This window comes from Serratia sp. SA088 (assembly GCF_049065515.1).
GTDB lineage: Bacteria > Pseudomonadota > Gammaproteobacteria > Enterobacterales > Enterobacteriaceae > Serratia > Serratia nematodiphila.
On the sequence record NZ_JBAKGW010000002.1, the window covers coordinates 511,814 to 531,669 of the forward strand.

Annotated in this window: 18 protein-coding genes and 1 tRNA gene; 10 read left to right on the forward strand and 9 right to left on the reverse strand. The window is 59.6% G+C overall.

The features are described 5' to 3' along the window. The first annotated feature begins 58 nt into the window (after positions 1-58). Positions 59-859, forward strand: coding sequence for an AraC family transcriptional regulator (locus ACOWVD_RS07550; protein ID WP_015377421.1), 801 nt, complete (start codon positions 59-61; stop codon positions 857-859). On the opposite strand, the gene leuA is transcribed toward ACOWVD_RS07550, so the two are convergent. Further along, positions 810-2,498: a 2-isopropylmalate synthase gene (gene leuA / locus ACOWVD_RS07555; RefSeq protein ID WP_049241770.1), complete on the reverse strand. Its 1,689-nt coding sequence runs from the start codon at positions 2,496-2,498 to the stop codon at positions 810-812. The genes ACOWVD_RS07550 and leuA overlap by 50 nt on opposite strands. 209 nt (positions 2,499-2,707) lie before the next feature. On the opposite strand from leuA, the gene ACOWVD_RS07560 reads away from it, so the two are divergent. After that, positions 2,708-3,085 (forward strand): MysB family protein, encoded by a 378-nt coding sequence (locus ACOWVD_RS07560; protein WP_004927872.1) that lies wholly within the window; start codon positions 2,708-2,710, stop codon positions 3,083-3,085. Between the two features lie 33 nt (positions 3,086-3,118). Then, positions 3,119-3,664: a GNAT family N-acetyltransferase gene (locus ACOWVD_RS07565; RefSeq protein WP_049241772.1), complete on the forward strand. Its 546-nt coding sequence runs from the start codon at positions 3,119-3,121 to the stop codon at positions 3,662-3,664. 6 nt (positions 3,665-3,670) lie between these two features. Here the strand turns inward: ACOWVD_RS07565 and ACOWVD_RS07570 are convergent, their stop codons facing one another. The 3 genes from ACOWVD_RS07570 to mdoG form a co-directional block, all read right to left on the reverse strand. After that, complete coding sequence (locus ACOWVD_RS07570; protein WP_015377417.1) at positions 3,671-3,916, reverse strand: YceK/YidQ family lipoprotein; 246 nt, start codon at positions 3,914-3,916, stop codon at positions 3,671-3,673. A 163-nt stretch (positions 3,917-4,079) separates the two neighbouring features. Beyond that, positions 4,080-6,638, reverse strand: coding sequence for a glucans biosynthesis glucosyltransferase MdoH (mdoH, locus tag ACOWVD_RS07575; RefSeq protein WP_164095231.1), 2,559 nt, complete (start codon positions 6,636-6,638; stop codon positions 4,080-4,082). Then, positions 6,631-8,199 (reverse strand): glucans biosynthesis protein MdoG, encoded by a 1,569-nt coding sequence (gene mdoG, locus ACOWVD_RS07580; protein WP_004927882.1) that lies wholly within the window; start codon positions 8,197-8,199, stop codon positions 6,631-6,633. Before mdoG ends, mdoH begins: the two co-directional genes overlap by 8 nt. A gap of 259 nt (positions 8,200-8,458) precedes the next feature. Between mdoG and mdoC the strand changes: the two genes are divergently transcribed. The 4 genes from mdoC (at position 8,459) to ACOWVD_RS07600 (ending at position 12,489) form a co-directional block, all read left to right on the forward strand. Further along, positions 8,459-9,589, forward strand: a complete 1,131-nt coding sequence (gene mdoC, locus ACOWVD_RS07585; protein ID WP_033633375.1) for a glucans biosynthesis protein MdoC — start codon at positions 8,459-8,461, stop codon at positions 9,587-9,589. 302 nt (positions 9,590-9,891) lie between these two features. Continuing rightward, positions 9,892-10,116, forward strand: a complete 225-nt coding sequence (locus ACOWVD_RS07590; protein WP_049241777.1) for a hypothetical protein — start codon at positions 9,892-9,894, stop codon at positions 10,114-10,116. A gap of 282 nt (positions 10,117-10,398) precedes the next feature. Further along, positions 10,399-12,120, forward strand: coding sequence for a potassium/proton antiporter (locus ACOWVD_RS07595; RefSeq protein ID WP_015377414.1), 1,722 nt, complete (start codon positions 10,399-10,401; stop codon positions 12,118-12,120). Positions 12,121-12,360: 240 nt separating this feature from the next. Continuing rightward, positions 12,361-12,489, forward strand: a complete 129-nt coding sequence (locus ACOWVD_RS07600) for a hypothetical protein (protein ID WP_016928228.1) — start codon at positions 12,361-12,363, stop codon at positions 12,487-12,489. Positions 12,490-12,551: 62 nt separating this feature from the next. Here ACOWVD_RS07600 and ACOWVD_RS07605 read toward each other — a convergent pair whose 3' ends face one another. The 5 genes from ACOWVD_RS07605 to cho all read right to left on the reverse strand — a co-directional run bounded on the left by ACOWVD_RS07605 (position 12,552) and on the right by cho (position 14,922). After that, complete coding sequence (locus ACOWVD_RS07605; protein WP_015377413.1) at positions 12,552-12,683, reverse strand: hypothetical protein; 132 nt, start codon at positions 12,681-12,683, stop codon at positions 12,552-12,554. A gap of 69 nt (positions 12,684-12,752) precedes the next feature. Further along, positions 12,753-13,256, reverse strand: coding sequence for a YlaC family protein (locus tag ACOWVD_RS07610; RefSeq protein WP_047026308.1), 504 nt, complete (start codon positions 13,254-13,256; stop codon positions 12,753-12,755). Positions 13,257-13,379: 123 nt separating this feature from the next. Beyond that, the gene (locus ACOWVD_RS07615) at positions 13,380-13,679 is read right to left on the reverse strand and encodes a sigma-S stabilization anti-adapter protein IraP (RefSeq protein ID WP_016928230.1); all 300 of its coding nucleotides are present in this window, start codon (positions 13,677-13,679) and stop codon (positions 13,380-13,382) included. A 185-nt stretch (positions 13,680-13,864) separates the two neighbouring features. Beyond that, a tRNA-OTHER gene (locus ACOWVD_RS07620) sits at positions 13,865-13,961 on the reverse strand. Positions 13,962-14,073: 112 nt separating this feature from the next. Next, positions 14,074-14,922 carry an excinuclease Cho gene (cho, locus tag ACOWVD_RS07625; protein WP_421105565.1) on the reverse strand — a complete coding sequence of 283 codons (849 nt, stop codon included), beginning with the start codon at positions 14,920-14,922 and terminating at the stop codon, positions 14,074-14,076. 216 nt (positions 14,923-15,138) lie between these two features. On the opposite strand from cho, the gene ACOWVD_RS07630 reads away from it, so the two are divergent. The 3 genes from ACOWVD_RS07630 to ACOWVD_RS07640 are packed head-to-tail and all read left to right on the forward strand — an operon-like array spanning position 15,139 to position 19,649. Then, positions 15,139-16,344, forward strand: a complete 1,206-nt coding sequence (locus ACOWVD_RS07630; protein WP_080356240.1) for an efflux RND transporter periplasmic adaptor subunit — start codon at positions 15,139-15,141, stop codon at positions 16,342-16,344. Further along, positions 16,341-18,278 (forward strand): MacB family efflux pump subunit, encoded by a 1,938-nt coding sequence (locus tag ACOWVD_RS07635; RefSeq protein WP_164095233.1) that lies wholly within the window; start codon positions 16,341-16,343, stop codon positions 18,276-18,278. The genes ACOWVD_RS07630 and ACOWVD_RS07635 overlap by 4 nt, the downstream gene beginning before the upstream one ends. Positions 18,279-18,281: 3 nt before the next feature. After that, entirely contained in the window at positions 18,282-19,649 is a 1,368-nt protein-coding gene (locus ACOWVD_RS07640; RefSeq protein WP_049241786.1) for a TolC family protein, read from the forward strand. The last annotated feature ends 207 nt before the right edge of the window (positions 19,650-19,856 follow it).

A 19,856-nucleotide genomic window follows, 5' to 3' on the forward strand; every position in this document is an offset into this window, starting at 1 on the left:
GAAACAGCGACGCATGGCATGCTGTCCTCCCACTTTTGCCGCGCGGAGCCTGCTTACGATGCTGTTTTTTCACGACGTTCTGCCGCCCGATCGGCCTGTCCAGCCATTAGCCAGGGATTATCGCCACGGCGACAGCGAGCCGGACCACTACCATAACTGCGCGCAGCTGATCCACAGCCTGAGCGGCGTGGTGCAGGTCACGACCCGGCTCGGCAGCTGGGTGGTGCCGCCCGGCCGCGGCGTCTGGGTGCCGGCGAAAGTGGTGCACAGCCTGCGTATCACCGGCCAGGTGGCGGCCAGGACGTTGTTCGTCGATCCGTTGGCGCGCGCCGATCTGCCGGCCCAATGCCAGGTAGTGCAGGTTTCCCCGCTGCTGCGCGAGTTGATTATCTGTGCGATGGAGATTGCGCCCGGTTACCCCAGCGGCGGGCGCGATGAGCGCGTGATGGAACTGATTCTGGATGAGTTGCGAATGCTGCCGATCCTGCCGCTGCATCTGCCGGAACCTCGCGAAGCCTCGTTGCTCGCCCTGTGCCGCCATATCCAGGCCACGCTGGCGCAGCCCTGGACGCTGGAACAGGCTGCCGCTCATCTCAGCGTCAGCGGACGCACCCTGTCGCGACGCTTCCTGCGAGAAACCGGGCTACATTTTAGCGACTGGGTGCGACGCGCCCGTTTGCTGGCGGCATTAAACGCGCTGGCGACCGGCCGCTCGGTGTTGGAAGTGGCGCTGGATCTCGGCTATGACAGCCCCAGCGCGTTCAGCGCCATGTTCCGCAGGCTGCTGGGAGTAGCACCCAGCGACTATTTCAGCCGGACTGCGCCGACGTTGGCGCCAGATAGCGCCCGGCGACGTTGAACAGCGCCTGCAGCGAGGCGCTGGCGGAGTCGACGTCGATGCCAACGCCATAAGTCGCCTCACCTTGCGGCAGCGTACAGCGAATATAGGCCACCGCTCGGCTATCGCTCTGATGCCCCAACGTATGCTCGTGGTAATCCTCGATCGCCAGCGGCAAGCCGAAGCGCTGACGCAGCGCATCCACCGCGCTGGACAGCAGACCGTTGCCGGCCCCCTGCAGGCGCAGCGGCTCTCCCTCGCAGGCAACTCGCGCGTTGAAGCTGTATGCCTCTGCGCCATGGCTTTCCGTCTGGTAGCTTAACAGCTGCAAACGCGGCTGCTCCACCAGCCCGTAAGTATCGCGGAATAAGCGCCACAGCTGCGCGCCGCTCATTTCTTTGCCGCTATCGTCGGTCGCGCGCTGCACCACCTGGCTGAAATCAATCTGCAAACCACGCGGCAACGCCAGCCCATGATTCTGCTCCAACAGCCAGGCGGCGCCGCTTTTGCCGGACTGGCTGTTGACCCGGATCACCGCCTCATAGCTGCAACCGACATCGGCGGGATCGAGCGGCAGGTATGGCACCTGCCAGCGGCCATCTTGCCGCTGCCGCTGTGCGGCGAAACCTTTCTTGATCGCATCCTGATGCGAACCGGAGAAGGCGGTAAACACCAACTCGCCGGCATAAGGATGGCGAGGATGCACCGGCAGCTGATTGCACTGCTCCACCACCTCCACCACCTGCTTCAGGCGGCTGAAGTCGAGACCCGGCGCCACGCCCTGGGTATAGAGATTCAACGCCAGCGTGACCAGATCGACGTTGCCGGTGCGCTCTCCGTTGCCGAACAGGCAGCCTTCGACCCGATCGGCGCCGGCCAGCAAGGCCAGCTCCGCACAGGCCACGCCGGTGCCGCGATCGTTATGCGGATGCACGCTGATCGCCACATCGGCGCGACGGCTGAAGTGACGGCAGAACCATTCGATCTGATCGGCATACACGTTGGGCGTGCTCACTTCCACCGTCGCCGGCAGGTTGATGATCATCGGCCGCTGCGGCCCCGGCTGCCAAACCTCCGCCACCGCTTCGCAGATCTCCAGCGCAAATTCTAACTCAGTAAAACAGAAGGTTTCCGGCGAATATTCGAAGCACCAGGCGGTATCGGGCTGCGCCTCGCACTGCCGGCGAATGCGCCGCGCGCCGTTCACCGCCAGCGCCACGGTCGCCGCCTTATCCTGGCGGAACACGATGTCGCGAAACATCGGCGCCGTGGCGTTATACAGATGCACGATAGCCCGCGGCGCCCCCTGCAGCGCCTCGAAGGTGCGATCGATCAGATCGTCACGTGACTGCGTCAGCACCTGGATCGTGACGTCGTCCGGGATCAGCCGCTCGTCAATCAGCGTGCGTACAAAGTCGAAATCCGTTTGCGACGCCGAAGGGAACGCCACCTCGATCTCTTTGAAACCACACTGCAACAACAATTGATAGAATTCGCGCTTGCGCGCGTTATCCATCGGCTCCGCCAGCGCCTGGTTGCCGTCGCGCAGATCGCTGGAGCACCAGCGCGGTGCCTGCCGCAGCGTACGCGCAGGCCATTGGCGGTCCGGCAACGCCACCGGCGGGAAAGGTCGGTATTTGCTTGAAGGGTCGATTAACATGGGCTTCTCCTGACGCCAGAGTGAACGATCGCGTCATTATTTCCCGCCATCGCCTCCTCTTCTCCCGCTTTGCGGACAACCATCGTCGCACAGCGGACAACAAAAAAATTTGCATCCTGCGCCAGTGAGACAACAATTAGTTTTGACGTTTCCCCCACCGCACCGGCAATGCGCCGGACGCTTTACTCTCATTGTCAACGGAGGCGAACATGAGCCTGTATGCAACCCTGGAAGAAGCCATCGAGGCCGCACGCGAAGAGTTTATCGACACCGCCGAAGGCGGCAGCGGTGACGAACCGCCGGTGCCCCAGCAGTTCAATCTGCAAAAGTACGTGATGCAGGATGGCGACACGATGTGGCAGGCGGAGTTCTTCGAAGAAGAAGGCGAGGCGGTAGAATGTCTGACGCTGCGCAGCGGTGCGGCGGCGCAGGCGATCTTCGACGGTGACTACGACGAGGTGGAAATTACCGCCGAGTGGATAGATGAAAACACCCTTTACGAATGGGAGGAAGGCGACTTTCAGCTCGAACCGCCGCTGGATACCGAAGAAGGCCAGGCCGCAGCCGATGAGTGGGATGAACGTTAACCCGCACCACGCTTTCATCGCCAAGGAGGCCGCATGATTATTCGCCGGGCCCGCCCTACCGACTACCCCGCCATTTTGCAGCTACAGGGGGAAAACGTGCCGGAAGCGCTCGACGAGCGCCAAAAACGGCAGGGATTTATCGTATCGCGCATGAATGAGGCGCAGCTGGCGGCGATCAACCGCGGCATCGGCATATGGGTGGCCGAACAGGAGAACCAACTGGCGGGGTTTGTTTGCCTGATGCCCGCCGACGTGCAACCGCGCCCGCCGGTGGTGGAGGCGATGCTGGTGACGCTCGCCACGCAATCCTTCGCCGGACGGCCGCTGAGTGAGCAGCGGGTGTTTCTCTACGGCCCGGTCTGCCTCGCCGCCGCCTGGCGCGGCAAAGGCGTGCTGAAGCGCCTCTACGCCGCGGTCAAAGCGCATACCTGCCATGACTATGACGTAGGCGCGTTGTTTATCGACGACGACAATCCGCATTCGTTGGCCGCTCACGTGCAAGGGTTGGGGATGACGGCGCTGGCGCCTTTCCATTGCGGGCAGCAAAGCTATCAGCTGGTGGTGTTCGCCACCCGCTAAACGAAATTACTCGTAGGGGCCATGCTGCGCATCAAACGGCAGCATAAAGGTGTCCACCACCATCGACAGCGGGACGTCTATCACCGTGACGTAGCGCCAGGGCGTGTCACGCAGATCCCACTGCACGCCGGGATAGTACTGGTGGCCATGCCCCGCACCGGGCACGGTGCGGCTGATAATGCTGCCGCAGCCGGTGAGTGCCATCACACCGGCCGCCACGCAGGCCAGCCGAAGATAGGAAGAGAGCTTCACGACATTGACTCTGAGCAAGGGGTTGTTTCGCGAGTGAACAACGCATCGGCCGCAGTCTATCACAGTTCTCTTTCTCCACCGGCACCGGCGCACGTAAGCGAAAGGTAAAAAAAACGGGGAATGCGCCATGCGCATTCCCCGTCTGAGCGTTGCCGATTAGCAATTAACGCCGGCCCGTAGGGTGCGCCAGCGGGTTGTGCGGCAACTGCTGATAATGCTCACGCCAGGCGGCGCCTTCCGGCAACAGCCAGACGCGCTGATGCAAACGAGCCAGCGTGACCGGATCGCTCAGCAGCTCCAGACGTTTGCCCTTCACCAGCTTCTCAGGCCCCAACTGCAGCGCTTCGTTCACCCGCTCCTCACGATTGCGATCGAGCGTCGCGCGCAGATGGTGACGCGCCGTCGCCAACGCCGTCGCCAGCGCATTGAAGGATGGATTGACCACCGCATGCATAAAGCCGTTGGTCAGCGCGCGGTTGCGGTTGAGATGCAGATATTCTTCCGTCGCCAACAGCTCACGCGGCGGATTGTACTCTTCCGGGATCAGGAACAGCTTGGCGCGTTTGCTTTTCATGCCCAGCGTTGCGCGGCTCGACAACACAGACACAAACGGCGACAGGATCAGCGAGAACACGATCGGCGCCAACCACCACAGGAAGCGCAGATCCAGCCACGCCATGCCGCCGGCCCACACCAGGCCCAGCAACATCTGCGAGCCATGGCGGCGGAACGCTTCGCCCCACGGCGTGTCGTCATCGTCACGCTGCGGCGAATTCCACACCACTTCCCAACCAAGGAAGGCGCTCACCACGAACACGGTATGGAACAGCATGCGCACCGGCGCCAGCAGCACCGAGAACAGCATTTCCATCAGCATCGAAATGAACAGACGGAACGCCCCGCCGTATTCTTTCGCGCCCTTGGCCCAGATCAGCACAATACTGAGCAACTTCGGCAGGAACAGCAGCACCAGCGTGGTGGAGAACAGCGCTATCGCCAGCTCGGGCCGCCACTGCGGCCAGACCGGGAACAGCTGCCGTGGCTGCAGGAAGTATTGCGGCTCCATCAGCGTATGCACCACCTGCAATGCGGTGGAAAGCGCCAGGAACATAAACCACAGCGGCGCCGACAGGTAGGACATGACACCGGTAAGGAACACCGCGCGGTGCACCGGGTGCATGCCTTTCACCAGGAACAGGCGGAAGTTCATCAGGTTGCCGTGACACCAGCGACGGTCGCGCTTCAGCTCGTCCAGCAGGTTTGGCGGCAGCTCTTCATAACTGCCCGGCAGATCGTAAGCGATCCACACGCCCCAGCCAGCGCGGCGCATCAGCGCCGCTTCAACGAAGTCGTGCGACAGGATAGACCCGGCGAAAGAGCCCTCGCCCGGCAGCGGCGCCAGCGCACAGTGCTCGATAAACGGCTTCACGCGGATGATGGCGTTGTGCCCCCAGTAGTGCGACTCGCCCAACTGCCAGAAATGCAGGCCGGCGGTGAACAACGGCCCGTAAACGCGGGTGGCGAACTGCTGCACGCGCGCATACAGGGTATCCATACCGGACGCCTTCGGCGCCGACTGGATGATGCCGGCGTTCGGGTTGGCTTCCATCAGGCGCACCAGCCCGGTGAGGCATTCGCCGCTCATCACGCTGTCGGCATCCAGGATCACCATGTAGCTGTACTCACCGCCCCAGCGGCGGCAGAAGTCGTCGATGTTGCCACTCTTGCGTTTGACGCGGCGGCGGCGGCGGCGATAGAAGATGCGGCCGTGGCCATCGACATCGCGGCACAGCTCCATCCACGCCTTTTGCTCGGCCACGCAGATGTCCGGATCGTAGCTGTCGCTCAGCACGTAGATATCGAAGTGTTTCAGCTGACCGGTCGCAGCGACGGACTCATAGGTCGCACGCAGGCCGGCGAACACGCGTTCGACGTCTTCGTTGCAGATCGGCATGATCAGCGCAGTGCGGTGCGCCGGGTTAATCGGCTCATCGCCCTTGATGGTGGAGGAAATGCTGTATTTGTCCTTGCCGATCAGCAGCTGCAGGAAGCCCATCAGCGCGGTCCAGAAACCGGCCGAGACCCAGCAGAACAGGACGGCGAACAGGATCAGAATGCCGGTTTGCAGCACATACGGCAGCAGTTGCAACACCGACTGCATCAGATCCTGATCCAGCATGGCGATAGGATCGATCAGCGCCCAGCCCTGGTAAGGCAAGATGGTTTTCATGTACCAGGTGGCGATGCCGGTTTGCACCAGCATCAGCACCAGCAGCACATAGCGGCGCATGGAGCCGACGGTACGCCAGCGGTTCTCGGCCTCGGCCTCCTCTTTGGTGGCGTGCCGATTGTGCGGCGACCGCCCCAGCAGAGAATCCCAGAAGCGCGCCACCGGGTTGGTGCGCCAGGCTTCCGGGAACATGGTGGTGCGTTTGATCGGCGGCGTCGCCTTCAGAATGGCGCGCCCTTCGGCGTCGGTATCAAAGTCGTCATCGCTGACCGCATCCGGCCAGGCGTTTTCGATACGCGGTTTGACCGAGGCCAGCGCCACGTCATCCGCCGACAGGCTATTAACGTTGGCGTCGGCGGCGCCCATCTGCCGATGGAGCGCCTCCAGTGCCTGAGCGCCATCCGCCGTTTGAGGGTTGAGCGCCTCCGACCGCTCGGCGGTCAGAGGCAGCGCCGCAAGATAATCCTGGGCGGGTTGAGTAGGCTTATTCATTGGCAGGTAGCTGATAGCTCCAGGTTTCCGACAGAGTCTTATCGCCATTGACCAGCGCCGCACGCATTTCTACCGGCTTCTTGTCGTCTTTCACTTTCAGACGCACCGTCAGGCGCCAGCCTTTGGTCACTGGGTTATAGCGGACGTTGTTTTCTACCATCTCACCGTTGTCGCCGATGCTGATCTGAGAAGCGACCGGGGTATTGGCGTCCAGCCCTTTCAGCACCGGGCCAACGAAGTCAACCAGGAAGGCCACGCTGCCGTCTGGCTCGCGGATCAGGTTGGACTGCTTCACGTCGCCGGTCGAACGCATGGTACGGGCCACATAGGCGATATCTTGCGAATGCAGTTTGTCTTCATCGCGGGTGAAGTTCAAACGGTAGCTCAGCGTCAGCGGCTTTTTGGCTTCCGGCAAGGTATCCGGCGTCCAGAACGCGACGATGTTGTCGTTGGTTTCATCCGCCGTCGGGATCTCCACCAGTTCGACCTTGCCTTTGCCCCAGTCGCCCTTCGGTTCGATCCAGGCGCTCGGGCGCAGATCGTAGCGATCGTCCAGATCTTCGTAATCCTTGAAGTTGCGGCCGCGCTGCAGCAGACCGAAGCCTTTCGGATTCTCGACGGTATAGGTGCTGACGGACAGGTGTTTAGGATTGTTCAGCGGACGCCAGATCCACTCGCCGTTGCCGGCGTGGATAGACAGACCGTTGGAATCGTGCAACGCCGGGCGGTAGTTCAGCGTCGGCGACGGCTGGTTCGGCCCGAACAGGTACATGCTGGTCAGCGGCGCCAGGCCCAGTTTACCCACCTTGTCGCGCAGGAACACTTTAGACTCGACGTCCACGGTGGTGTCGCGGCCCGGGATCACCGTGAAACGGTAAGCGCCGGTGGCGCGCGGGGAATCCAGCAACGCATAGATCACCAGGTGCTTGTCGCCCTGCTTCGGACGCTCAACCCAGAATTCGCGGAAACGCGGGAACTCTTCGCCGGACGGCAAAGCGGTGTCGATAGCCAGGCCGCGAGCGGAAAGCCCGTAAACCTGTCCTTTACCCACCACGCGGAAATAGCTCGCGCCCAGCAGGCTCATGATCTCATCGTTTTTGTCGGCGCTGTTGATCGGATAAAGCACCTTAAAACCGGCAAAGCCGAGGTTTTTCACCGATTCAGGGTCGTGTTTGACCGAACCGAAGTTGAAGTAATCCGGGCTGTACTTGATCTGTTTTACGCTGGTGGAGGTGACTTCGTTGATTTTCACCGGCGTATCGAAGTACATCCCCTGATGATAAAACTCAAGCTTGAAAGGGGTTTTCAGCTTGCTCCAATAGGCTTTATCGTGATTGAACTGAATTTGCTGATAGTCTGCGAACTTCATCTCGCGGAACTGAGAAGGAAGGTTGCTCTTCGGGGCTTCGAAACCTTTCGCCGCCAGATCCTGCGCCTGCTTGGCGACATCATCAATAGAAAAGGCCCAAGCCGGCGAACTGAACAGCGTGAACAATACGGTCGCACCTAACCAACGAACGCTCGCGGCGCGTGGTTGTCCGGATAATATATTAACTAGCACATCCCCCCCTATTCGTGTGCTCAAAGCATTTAAATCCATATTAATGGATTACTCAGCTTTCCGACAACATGATAAATGGATGGTTCATGTTTACGGCTCATTGTTTAAGCAGCTGATGGAACACCAGCGTAGCAAGCCGCGCAACAAGACGCTATGGAAAAATGCGGGGGGCTATAGTAGGGTTCCGGATAACAATTTAACGTTTGACGACTTATTAAGCGTGTTAATGAACTCTCGATTAAATCACCAGCGGTAATCTATGACTAAAGGCAGCAAACAGCGCGAGTTTTTCCTCGACTCCATCAGAGCCTATTTGATGTTGCTCGGCATTCCGTTTCACCTCTCCCTGATTTATTCCAGCCACGCCTGGGCGGTGAACAGCGCTTCGCCCTCCTTCTCGCTCACGGTGCTGAACGACTTCATCCACGCCTTCCGCATGCAGGTGTTCTTCGTGATATCCGGCTACTTCTCCTACATGCTTTACGAGCGCTACGAGCGCCACCAGTGGCTGAAGGTCAGGCTGGAGCGGGTGGCGATCCCGCTGTTGAGCTCCATCCCGCTGATCACGGTGCCGCAGTTTTTCATGCTGAAATATTTCACCGACAAATTAAACGGCTGGGATGAATTTTCTCTCTATCAGAAAATAAATGTAACAGTTTGGGAATTGGTTTCTCATCTGTGGTTCTTATTGACGCTGTCATTGTTAACCTGCGCCTGTTTTTATCTGTTCCGTAAAATCAAGCGTCAAACCCGTGAACATATTCCAACGCTAATAAACAGAATGCGTGGATTAGGAAACATCTCACTGTATTTCTTTATTTATGCGGTATGCTACTCGGCCGCGCACCGCATTATTTTAATTTTCGCCCCGCAGCTATTATCCAACGGCCTGTTCAATTTCGTGGTGATGGAGACGATGTTCTACCTGCCGTTCTTCCTCCTCGGCGCCTATGCGTTTAAGTATGTGTGGCTTAAGGAGATTTTTCTGCGCCGCTCGCCGCTGGCGCTGCTAGGTTCGCTGCTGCTGTTTATCGCATATATGCTGAACCAAAAGCTGTTGGCGCACAGCAGCTATATGTTCGAGCTGGAAGTGGTGATCAAAACCCTAATGGGGATCCTGATGACCAACGTCGTGTTCTCTTTCGGGCATAACCTGCTGAATTATCACTCGCCACGCATCACCTATCTGGTCAACGCCTCGCTGTTTATATATCTGGTGCACCATCCGTTAACCCTGATATATGGCGCTTTCGTGACGCCGTATATCGGCAACAACCTGTTGGGATTCTTGCTGGGCCTGCTGTTTGTGTTCTCCCTGGCCTTCGCGCTATATGAACTGCACAAGCGCATTCCGGCGCTGCGCTTCCTGTTCTCCGGCAAACCGCAATAACCTTGCCCCTGTAAACCCGACCGTTTGCAGGGGGATTCTGTCATATTGCCGCCGCGTAAAAAGCCTATACTGGTCGTTTGCATGCAGAGCACGCATTGCTCAGCCTGACGTCGCCCGTTCGGGCAAAGTGATACGGCTGCATAGATAACCTAGCCGTTATAACTGCAATGCATAAGTAGAAATCCGGATCCCTGCCTTACGGTAGTGATTGGGCTCAGCACCCCCGAAGGGCTGCGCGATCGTTTAATTTATTCGATGGCGTTAGCTGCATCTCCCTTCCGTCACGACAGAGAGGATTTTGAATGACCGATAAGAACATCCCGGCTCAAGAAGCCATAGCGGAAAACGCCACCCTGCTGAAGATCCTCGGCAGGTTGCTGTCCGCGCTGGACGCTTCGATCAGCGGCAAAGAACGCAGCGTTTTGGTCGCTGAGCTTTCCAACTTCAATCTCGACGGCATTTCTGAAGCGGAAAGCAAGCTGGCCACCGAGCTGATCAAACGGGCGCTGGAATCGCTCGATCATTAATCCTGCCGCGCCTGCAAACCATTAAGCCTGCCTGCGCGGGCTTAATGGTTTTTCCCACTGTGCAAACCCGGCATTGTTGCCAAAACCGAAATACAGCAGCCTGATAATGTTGGATAAAAGGCAGAATTTCCCCTCTTCCCCTCACTTTCTTAGTTCAAACGTACCAACGGGCAATAATTGATCAATTGTTTTCACAATCAGCCTTGGCGTTTTACCCACTAAACACGTTATCATCGGCACACGCGCAGTGCCCCCTATTCCCAGCCTCAGGAGAGCAATATTTTGGATGCCAGCACCATTAACAGTTTGTTCGTCATCGGTGCCGTGCTGGTGGGGGCAAGCATTCTGCTCAGCTCATTTTCTTCCCGGCTCGGCATTCCGATCCTGGTGATCTTCCTGGCGATCGGCATGCTGGCCGGCGTCGATGGCCCCGGCGGCATCGTCTTCAGCAATTACCCGGTCGCTTATCTGGTCAGCAACCTCGCGTTGGCGGTGATCCTGCTCGACGGCGGCATGCGTACCCGGGTCAGCTCTTTCCGCGTCGCCCTGTGGCCGGCACTCTCTCTCGCCACCGTCGGCGTAGTGATCACCGCCGGCCTGACCGGCATGGCCGCCGCCTGGCTGTTCAATCTCGATCTGCTGCAGGGGCTGCTGATCGGCGCCATCATCGGTTCCACAGACGCCGCCGCGGTCTTCTCTCTTTTGGGGGGCAAAGGTTTGAACGAACGCGTCAGCGCCACGCTGGAGATCGAATCCGGCAGCAACGATCCGATGGCGGTGTTTCTCACTATCACGCTGATTGCGATGATCGCCGCCGGGGAAACCGCACTGAGCTGGACCTTCCCGCTGCATCTGATGCAGCAGTTCGGCATGGGCATCGTCTTCGGTCTGGGCGGCGGCTGGCTGCTCCTGACGCTGATCAACCACATCAAACTGGCGGACGGCCTCTATCCGCTGCTGGCGGTAAGCGGCGGTATTCTTATTTTCGCGCTGACCACCGCGCTGGACGGCAGCGGCATTCTGGCGGTGTATCTGTGCGGCCTGCTGCTGGGCAACCGGCCGATCCGCAACCGTCACGGCATCGTACAAACCTTCGATGGCCTCGCCTGGCTCAGCCAGATCGGCATGTTCCTGGTGCTCGGGCTGCTGCTTAACCCGCACGAGCTGCTGCCGATCGCCATCCCTGCCCTGCTGCTGTCGCTGTGGATGATCCTGTTCGCCCGCCCGCTGTCGGTGTTTATCGGCCTGCTGCCGTTCCGCAGCTTTACCCTGCGCGAGCGCGGCTTTATTTCCTGGGTCGGCCTGCGCGGCGCGGTGCCGGTGATCCTGGCGGTGTTCCCGATGATGGCCGGGCTGCCCAACGCCCAGCTGTTCTTCAACGTGGCGTTCTTCGTGGTGCTGGTCTCCCTGCTGCTGCAGGGCACCACACTGTCATTCGCCGCCAAAAAAGCCAAGGTGATCGTGCCGCCGGCGCTGACGCCGATCTCCCGCGTTGGGCTGGACGTGCACCCGGAGAACCAGTGGGAACAGTTCGTGTATCAGCTTTCGGCGGAAAACTGGTGCGTCGGCGCGGCGCTGCGTGAGCTGAAAATGCCGCCCAATACCCGCATCGCCGCCCTGTTCCGTGGCAAAGAGCTGCTCCATCCTAGCGGCAGTACCCGGCTGCGGGAGAACGATATTCTGTGCGTCATCGGCCATGAGCACGATCTGCCGATCCTCGGCAAGCTGTTCAGCCAGGCGCCGGCCGTGACGCTCGACGAACGCTTCTTCGGCGACTTTATCCTGCAATCCGACGCCCGTTTAAGCGACATCTCGCAGGTTTATGGTCTCAATCTGCAAGACGACGTCGACGAGCAGCAGACGCTGGGGCAGTTCGTCATTCAGCTGATCGGCGGTGAACCGGTGATCGGCGACCAGGTGGAATGGGACGGTCTGACCTGGACCATCGCCGAAATGGACGGCAATCAAGTCAGCAAGATAGGCGTGCGGATCGTGACCGACTAACGCTGCCGCTCAGGCGCCGGCCTATCAGATGAGGGAACTTCTGGCCTTAAGAACGCTCTTAATCTCTATCACGATGTATGCAGTACGGCGCCGCCAAATTATATCCCTTTGATATAACGGCGCCGATAGGGATTAGGGAAGTGAACGGCAAGACTCGATTTCTTTCGGTGATAGTGATCATGGCGCTGGGCGTAGCGGCGCTCGATCTCGGCATCGCCGGTTTGGTCCATAGACTTTTAATTGGATAATTTCAACGTGACGCAGCAGGAACAAGAAAAAGACATTCTGGGGAAAATACTGGTGACGGTGTCCGCGCTTTGCCTGATTCTGGTGGCGGCGTTCCTGATCTGGGGATTCGTGCTGGATTGACGCCGCGCGACGCTCAGACATAAAAAAAACCGCCGCGGCGGTTTTTTTTATGGGGCAGGCAATCAGATCTTGCAACCTTCGCAGTCCGCTTCGTCTTCGAGGAACTCGGGGACCTCTTTTACCTTCTGCGCCGCTTTTTCTTCGGCTTTCGCCAGTTCGGCATCGATATCAAAATCGAAAATATCATCACTCATCGCTTGATCCTCATTCTGCTTCGCGTTCAAACGCTGAGTATAATCGACAAGCCGCCGGCCGGAAACCTTTCAGTTCGCCGCCGCCAACTGAGACGGCTCATCCTGCGGCTTTTTTCCGTAGGCCATGTCGTACACGTCGTAGAAGTCGATTTCGCCCTTGTTACCGATGATAACCCGCATCTTCTGTTTCAGCGCGGCGCCGATAGATGGCTCATCCAGCAGTTGCTGCACCGCATAAGGCGACAGCGCGCGGGTGAAGTACCACTCGCCGTTGTAGCAAACTCGCAGATCCAGCACCCCGATGTCCTCGAAGCGGTACACCGGCCGGATCTCGATCAGCAGCATGGCGAACATGAACAGCACGAAGGCGGTGAAGCCCAGGAAGGCATACATCCCCATGTACGGCACCTGATACATCACGGCGATCACCGCGAAATAACCGGCGAACATGGCAAGGCACAGATAGCGGTGAGTGCGGGCGAATTCGCTGTTGAAGCGCGGCTTGCCGTCCCGCCCTTCGCGCCGATTGATCTGTTCAATCTCTTTAACCAAGATGCTTTTAATCGCGTCCATCGTTACAACCTTATGCTGGAAACAGCATTGCCATCAAATCTCACCGCTAAAAGTAACACAAGTACAGTTTCGCCGGGTAGATCAGTTAGCCAACTTAATGGCGGCAACTGTTATAGTTCGGCTTCAGCGCGGTTGGGCAGCCTTGCCTTGTGCAAACATGAACATACGCTGGGCCACATCGTCGGCCTGTTTGATCTTCTGCTTTTGCGGTTCGTTGCTGCGTTGAATGGCGCGGGCGTAAGCGATTTCATGGGCCTGATCGATCATCGCGATGATCCGGTCACGCTCGGTCTTCTCCATATTGCCCAACATGGTGGTGATAATCGCCTGGTAAGCGTTGGACGCGGCGCTCAGCGCTTTCTCTCTCGCCTCAAGGGCGGCGACGCGTTGCAAGAGCTCCTGCAGTTGCTCGGAGTGAGACATATCGACCTCCTGTTGCCGGGCAGCAAGCCTGCCTGATTACAGTTTAGCAAAGGATCGAAAGAGAAAGAGGAAGGAAAGCCAGCGGTTACGGTAAAGCACACCCGAAAATCCCAACGAGGAGCCGATAGTGCAAATCAACCCGGGTGCGCTTTACGATAAGCGCGGTGAGATGAAGGAAAGAAAGCTGGCGCGCTATGCAGGACTCGAACCCGCGTCTATCAATTTTCAAGCCAAAACAAGCCATTATAAAACCAATCACTCTGCCAACTGAGTTAATAGCGCGTTCCTTCGCTTCGGGGTGCCATTATCCATAACAACATTATGGACTCAAGCTTTTTTAGCATAATGCCCTGAATTTACAGATAAGTCTTAGGTTATCGATAGTGTTATGGCATTACGGCAGCTCAATAATCCGATAATCGCCGGCCATGAGCGGCTTGCACAAAATCTTGTAGCCATCGCTATCAAAATGGCTGGCCGCACTCTGGAGCCGCTGCGCCTGCGCCAGATTGCCGACCGAGCCCAGATAAAACCAATTGTGGATCACATGGTACTGACGCAGCGTCTCGCCCTGCTCCTCCAGCGCCACGCGCCCGGCGAACGGCCAACAGGCGATGCGTAGCTGTTCAAGCGCCGCGCTGAGCCGCAGCGCATGTTCCTGCGCCGACTCCACGCCGCAGCAGGCGCCGGCGCACTTGCGCAGGCTATAGCGGAAGCAGGCTCGCCCAGCCGGCAGCTTGTCGATCCCCAGCTTGCCGTAACATAAACGATGCTCGTCGGCGATGGCGCGCAGCTTTTCCAGCGCGGCGTGGCGATTGGCAAACAGCCCGTAGAGATCGGGCGTGACGGCGAAGTCGATCTCTTTGGCGCGAGCAATCGTCACCACATCTGCCTGCAAGCGCAGCGCGCACAGCTGTTTCGAGCGCCGCAGACGTTTGTTGAACAGCGGCTGTTGTTGTTTGATCAACTGCGCCTCCAGCAGCAATGCGCCCAACTCACCGGCGGTCTCGATAAAGCTGATGCGTCGGGTTTGGCGCAGCATTTTTGCCTCCTCCTGCGCGCGGAAGTGCGCCATCACCCGGCTGCGTATATTGACGCTTTTACCGATGTAAAGCGGCAGACTCTCGCTTTGACCGTGAAACACATACACGCCCGGCCCTTTGGGCAACGGCGCCAGGCAGGCACGCAGGTGCTCCGGGTATTGATAAATGTCGAGTTCCGGCTCGAGGCGGTTTGGCATCATGGCGGTGGCATTATCCTGCTGATGAATGAATACTGGTTTTTTAGCCAGTATAACGCGCCCTGCAGCCGGTTGCACACCCGGCGGATAATAACTCACCGTGATCTTTAACGGGAAAGCCTTTACTATCCCCTTTCCAGCGGGAAAGCGCCTCACGTTTAGCGCCAGTTCAAGCTGGCGCTGCCATGATGGCAGACTGGAACCGCCGCTTTTATCGTTATGGAAAACCTGGGTATGTCATCACTGAAACTCCCCTCCCGCCGTCTGGCGTTGATCGCCGCCATCGTTTTCATCGCCGTCGCCGTCGCGCTGGCCATCTTTTGGCAACGCCCGCCGCAGCAGGATTACGTTACCGCGCCGGCCCGCCTGGGCGATATCGAAAACGCCGTGCTGGCCACCGGGCGGCTGGATGCCATCGAACGCGTCAACGTCGGCGCCCGCGTCTCCGGCGAAGTCAAATCGCTGAAGGTCAAGCTGGGCGATCGCGTCACCAAAGGGCAACCGATCGCCGACATCGACGATCAGCAACAGCGCAACGATCTGCGCAACGCCGAGGCGGCGCTGAACGTAGTCAAAGCCAATATGTTAGCCAAACAGGCCTTGCTGAAACAGGCGGAGTCGCGTTTCAAACGCCAGCGCCGCATGCTGAACGACGAAGCCAGTTCGCGGGAAGACTTCGAAACCGCCGAAGCCTCACTCGCCACCACTCGCGCCGATCTGCAGGCGCTCAATGCGCAGTTGGTGCAATCGCAGATCGAAGTCGACAAGAAAAAAATCGATCTGGGCTATACCCGCGTGGTCGCGCCGATGGACGGCATCGTCATCGCCGTGGTGACGCAGCAGGGGCAAACGGTCAACTCCAGCCAAAGCGCGCCGACCATCGTCAAACTGGCGCGGTTGGATATGATGACCATCAAGGCGCAGATCTCCGAAGCCGACATCACCCGCATTTCACCGGGGCAAAAGGCGTACTTCACGATTTTCTCCGATCCGGATAAACGGTACGACGCCACGCTGCGCACCATCGAGCTGGCGCCGGAATCGGTGATGAAAGACGACTCGCTCGCCGGCACCAGCTCCGCGTCTGGTTCCGGCACCTCGAACGCCTCGGTTTATTACAACGCGCTGCTGGACGTGCCCAACCCGGAGAACCGCCTGCGCATCGCCATGACCGCGCAGGTTTCCTTACTGCTCGACGACGCGAAGAACACCCTGCTGGTGCCGATCCAGGCGGTGCATAAAACCGAAGGGAAAGTGCAGCAGGTGCAGGTGCTGACTCAGGATCAGCGGCTGGAAACGCGCGAAGTGACCACCGGCATCACCAACAACGTCGATATTCAGATCCTCAGCGGCCTGAAAGCCGGTGAAACCGTGGTGCTGTCGCAGCCCGCCGCCAAGTCGGCTGAGGATGGCATCTTCCTGTGAACGCGATCATCGAGCTAAAAGGCATCAGTCGAACCTACACCAACGGCGGTCAGGCGCTGACGGTGTTGAAAGACATCGATTTGACCATCGCCGCCGGCGAGCTGGTGGCGATCATCGGCGCCTCGGGTTCCGGCAAATCGACGCTGATGAACATCATGGGCTGCCTCGACGTGCCGGATCGCGGCGACTACTACATCAGCGGCCAGAACGCCGCCCACCTGTCGCCGGACGAACTGGCCCGCCTGCGCCGCGAGCATATCGGCTTTATCTTCCAGCGTTACCACCTGATGCCCGATCTCAGCGCGCTGGGCAACGTCGAAATTCCAGCCATCTACGCCAACGCCCGGCGCGATCAGCGGCGGCTGCGGGCGGCGCAACTGCTGGCGCGGTTAGGCCTGGAGGGCCGCGAAGACCACAAGCCCGGCCAGCTTTCCGGCGGCCAGCAGCAGCGCGTCAGCATCGCCCGCTCGCTGATCAACGGCGGCGAAATTATCCTGGCGGACGAACCGACCGGCGCGCTGGACACCCAATCCGGCCAGGAAGTGCTGGCGATCCTGAGCGAGCTGAATCAGCGCGGCCACACCGTGGTGATCGTGACCCACGATATGAACGTGGCGCAGCATGCGCACCGCGTCATCGAGCTGCGAGACGGCGAGATCATCGCTGACAGCGGCCGCCAATCGGCGCCCGCCGCCGCGCTGCCGCCGCCGAACCGCAGTCGGCAAAGCGGCTGGCAAAGCCTGATTGACCGCACCCGCGAATCGCTGCACATGGCGCTAAAAGCGATGAACGCCCACCGCCTGCGCACCGCGCTGACCATGACCGGCATTATCTTCGGCATCGCCGCCGTGGTTACGGTGGTGGCGCTGGGCGAAGGCGCCAAGCAGCGCACGCTGGAGAATATCAAGGGGCTCGGCACCAACGTGGTGAGCATCTATCCGGGGCGCGACTTCTTCGACGACGCCATCGACAGCATCCGCACCCTGGTGCCGGCCGATGCCGACGCGCTGGCACAACAAAGCTTCGTCGACAGCGTCAGCCCGGAGGTCAGCGCGTCCGACAGCATCCGTTTTCGCAGCAAATCCGCCACCGCCTCGATCACCGGCGTCGGGCGCGACTATTTCCGCGTCAACGGCATCACGCTGGTGCAAGGCGCCACCTTCCGCGACGATCGCAACGCGCTGCAGGAAGTGATCATCGACGATAACGCGCGCCAGGCGCTGTTCGGCGATTTTGGCGTCGAGCCGCTCGGCCAGATCGTGTTTCTCGGCTCGGTGCCGGCGCGGGTGGTCGGCGTCGCCAAAAGCGAACGCAACTATGCGCCTAACCGCATCAGCGTCTGGATGCCCTACAGCACGGTGATGTACCGTATGGTCGGCAAGACCACGCTCGGCGGCATCACCGTGCGCCTGAAGGACGACGTCGCCAGCGAAGCCGCCGTCAGCGCCATCACGCAGTTGCTGACCCAACGCCATGGCGTCAAGGATTTCATGACGTTCAACCGCGATCAGTTCCGTAAATCGATCGAACGCACCTCGATGACGCTCAGCCTGCTGATCCTGATGGTGGCCTCGATCTCGCTGGTGATCGGCAGCCTGGGCGTGATGAACATCATGCTGGTCTCGGTAACCGAGCGCACCCACGAGATCGGCGTGCGCATGGCGGTCGGCGCGCGGCGCGGCGATATCATGCAACAGTTCATGATCGAGGCGGTGCTGGTCTGTCTGATCGGCGGCATTTTGGGCATCGCGCTGTCGTTCGCCGCCGGTTCGCTGTTCACCACGCTGGCGGGCGGCATGTTCACCGCCATCTATTCCTGGCAAGCCGCCGCGACGGCGTTTTTCTGTTCAACCTTAATCGGCATGATCTTCGGTTATCTCCCCGCCCGTAAAGCGGCAAGGATGGATCCGGTCGTTTCATTGGCCAGCGAGTAACCCATGAAAATTCTCTCTCCCCTGGCGTTAAGCCTCGCCGCCCTGCTCACCGCAGGCTGCGGCAACGCCCTGAAAAGCGACTACCGGGCGCCGCAGATCAACTATCCTGCAGGGTGGCAGCACGCCGCCGAAAACGCCACGCCGACGCCGTTCGACTGGCGTGATTTCCACGATCCTGAACTTGAGCGCTGGCTGCAACAGGTGATGGCCAGCAACAACGATCTGGCCGCCGCCGTGCTGCGCGTCTACCGCGCGCGGCTCGAGGCGGAACGCGTCGGCATCAGCACCGCGCCTGACGTCAGCGCCTCATTAGGCAGCAGCATTAATCGCCCGCTGTCCGAGTCCTCCGCGTGGAATAAAACCAGCAACGCGTCGCTCACCACCAGCTATGAAGTCGATCTATGGGGTAAACTGGCGCGCCAGCGCGACGCCGCCGAGTGGGCCAGCCAGGCTTCCGAGCAGGATCTGCAAACGGCGCGTCTGACGCTGCTGGCCGACGCTGCCACGAATTACTGGCGCATCGGCTTCCTCAATCAGCAGATCGACGTCAGCCGGGCGAGCATCGCCTACGCCAAAGAAACCCTGCGGCTGGCCAACGCCCGCTACCGCGCCGGCAGCATCTCGGCGCTGGACGTGGTGAACGCGGAGCAAAGCTTGCTGACGCAGGAAAGCCGACTGCTGGCGTTGCAGCACGAACGCCAACAGGCGCTGAACGAACAGGCGGTGCTGCTGGGTGCGCCTTCGGGCCAGGCCGCCATCGCGCCCGCACGCCTGCCGACGGCGGCGATGCCGCAGATCAACACCGGCATTCCCGCCAGCGTCTTGAGCCGCCGCCCGGATCTCAGCGCTAAAGAACTGCGGTTGCGCGCCGCCCTGGCCAACGTCGACGAGAAACGGCTGCAATACTATCCCGCGTTCAGCCTGACCGGCTCGCTGGGCGCCAGCAGCAGCGCGCTGCTGGAATTCCTGCGCAACCCGACGGGCAGCCTCGGCGCCGGCCTGACGCTGCCGTTCCTGCAGTGGCGGCAAATGGGCGTGGAGATCAAGATCGCCCGCAACGACTATGAACAGCAGGTGCTGGCGTTCAAACAGGCGCTGTACAAAGCGATGGGCGATGTGAACAATGCGCTGTCACTGCGCACGCAGCTGCTGGCGCAGGAGACGCAGTTGCGCGCCTCATTGGCGTTGGCGCGTAAATCGGAGCGGTTGAACGAAGTGCGTTACCGACAGGGCGCCGTCACCATTACCGACTGGCTGAACGCTCAGGAACAACGCCGTCAGGCGGAACTGGCGGTGGATGAAAACCGCTTCGCGCAGTACCAGAACCTGGCGAAAATCTATCTGGAGTTCGGCGGTTCGTCGGCGCCCTAATCCAAAACGCCTGGCCAGTTGGCCAGGCGTTTTTTTAGCGGTGAACACATCAATTTTTCCTGTTTTATCTCCCGTACTCTCTATACTTGAAACATCGTCAATCAGACGAAAAACCGTCAAATAGCACAATTATTAGACTATTCTCGCACCAAATCGGTGCAAATACTTAAGTTAAACTGCTGAATTTGATCGCCGCAAGATATAACG

What these genes read in the sequence shown, in the direction of transcription:
- cho (WP_421105565.1), bottom strand. Translation starts at nt 14,922, where the DNA reads ATGATGCCAAACCGCCTCGAGCCGGAACTCGACATTTATCAATACCCG.
- ACOWVD_RS07550 (WP_015377421.1), top strand. Translation starts at nt 59, where the DNA reads ATGCTGTTTTTTCACGACGTTCTGCCGCCCGATCGGCCTGTCCAGCCA.
- ACOWVD_RS07560 (WP_004927872.1), top strand. Translation starts at nt 2,708, where the DNA reads ATGAGCCTGTATGCAACCCTGGAAGAAGCCATCGAGGCCGCACGCGAA.
- mdoH (WP_164095231.1), bottom strand. Translation starts at nt 6,638, where the DNA reads ATGAATAAGCCTACTCAACCCGCCCAGGATTATCTTGCGGCGCTGCCT.
- ACOWVD_RS07610 (WP_047026308.1), bottom strand. Translation starts at nt 13,256, where the DNA reads ATGGACGCGATTAAAAGCATCTTGGTTAAAGAGATTGAACAGATCAAT.
- ACOWVD_RS07615 (WP_016928230.1), bottom strand. Translation starts at nt 13,679, where the DNA reads ATGTCTCACTCCGAGCAACTGCAGGAGCTCTTGCAACGCGTCGCCGCC.
- ACOWVD_RS07605 (WP_015377413.1), bottom strand. Translation starts at nt 12,683, where the DNA reads ATGAGTGATGATATTTTCGATTTTGATATCGATGCCGAACTGGCGAAA.
- mdoC (WP_033633375.1), top strand. Translation starts at nt 8,459, where the DNA reads ATGACTAAAGGCAGCAAACAGCGCGAGTTTTTCCTCGACTCCATCAGA.
- ACOWVD_RS07565 (WP_049241772.1), top strand. Translation starts at nt 3,119, where the DNA reads ATGATTATTCGCCGGGCCCGCCCTACCGACTACCCCGCCATTTTGCAG.
- ACOWVD_RS07590 (WP_049241777.1), top strand. Translation starts at nt 9,892, where the DNA reads ATGACCGATAAGAACATCCCGGCTCAAGAAGCCATAGCGGAAAACGCC.
- ACOWVD_RS07640 (WP_049241786.1), top strand. Translation starts at nt 18,282, where the DNA reads ATGAAAATTCTCTCTCCCCTGGCGTTAAGCCTCGCCGCCCTGCTCACC.
- leuA (WP_049241770.1), bottom strand. Translation starts at nt 2,498, where the DNA reads ATGTTAATCGACCCTTCAAGCAAATACCGACCTTTCCCGCCGGTGGCG.
- ACOWVD_RS07630 (WP_080356240.1), top strand. Translation starts at nt 15,139, where the DNA reads ATGGAAAACCTGGGTATGTCATCACTGAAACTCCCCTCCCGCCGTCTG.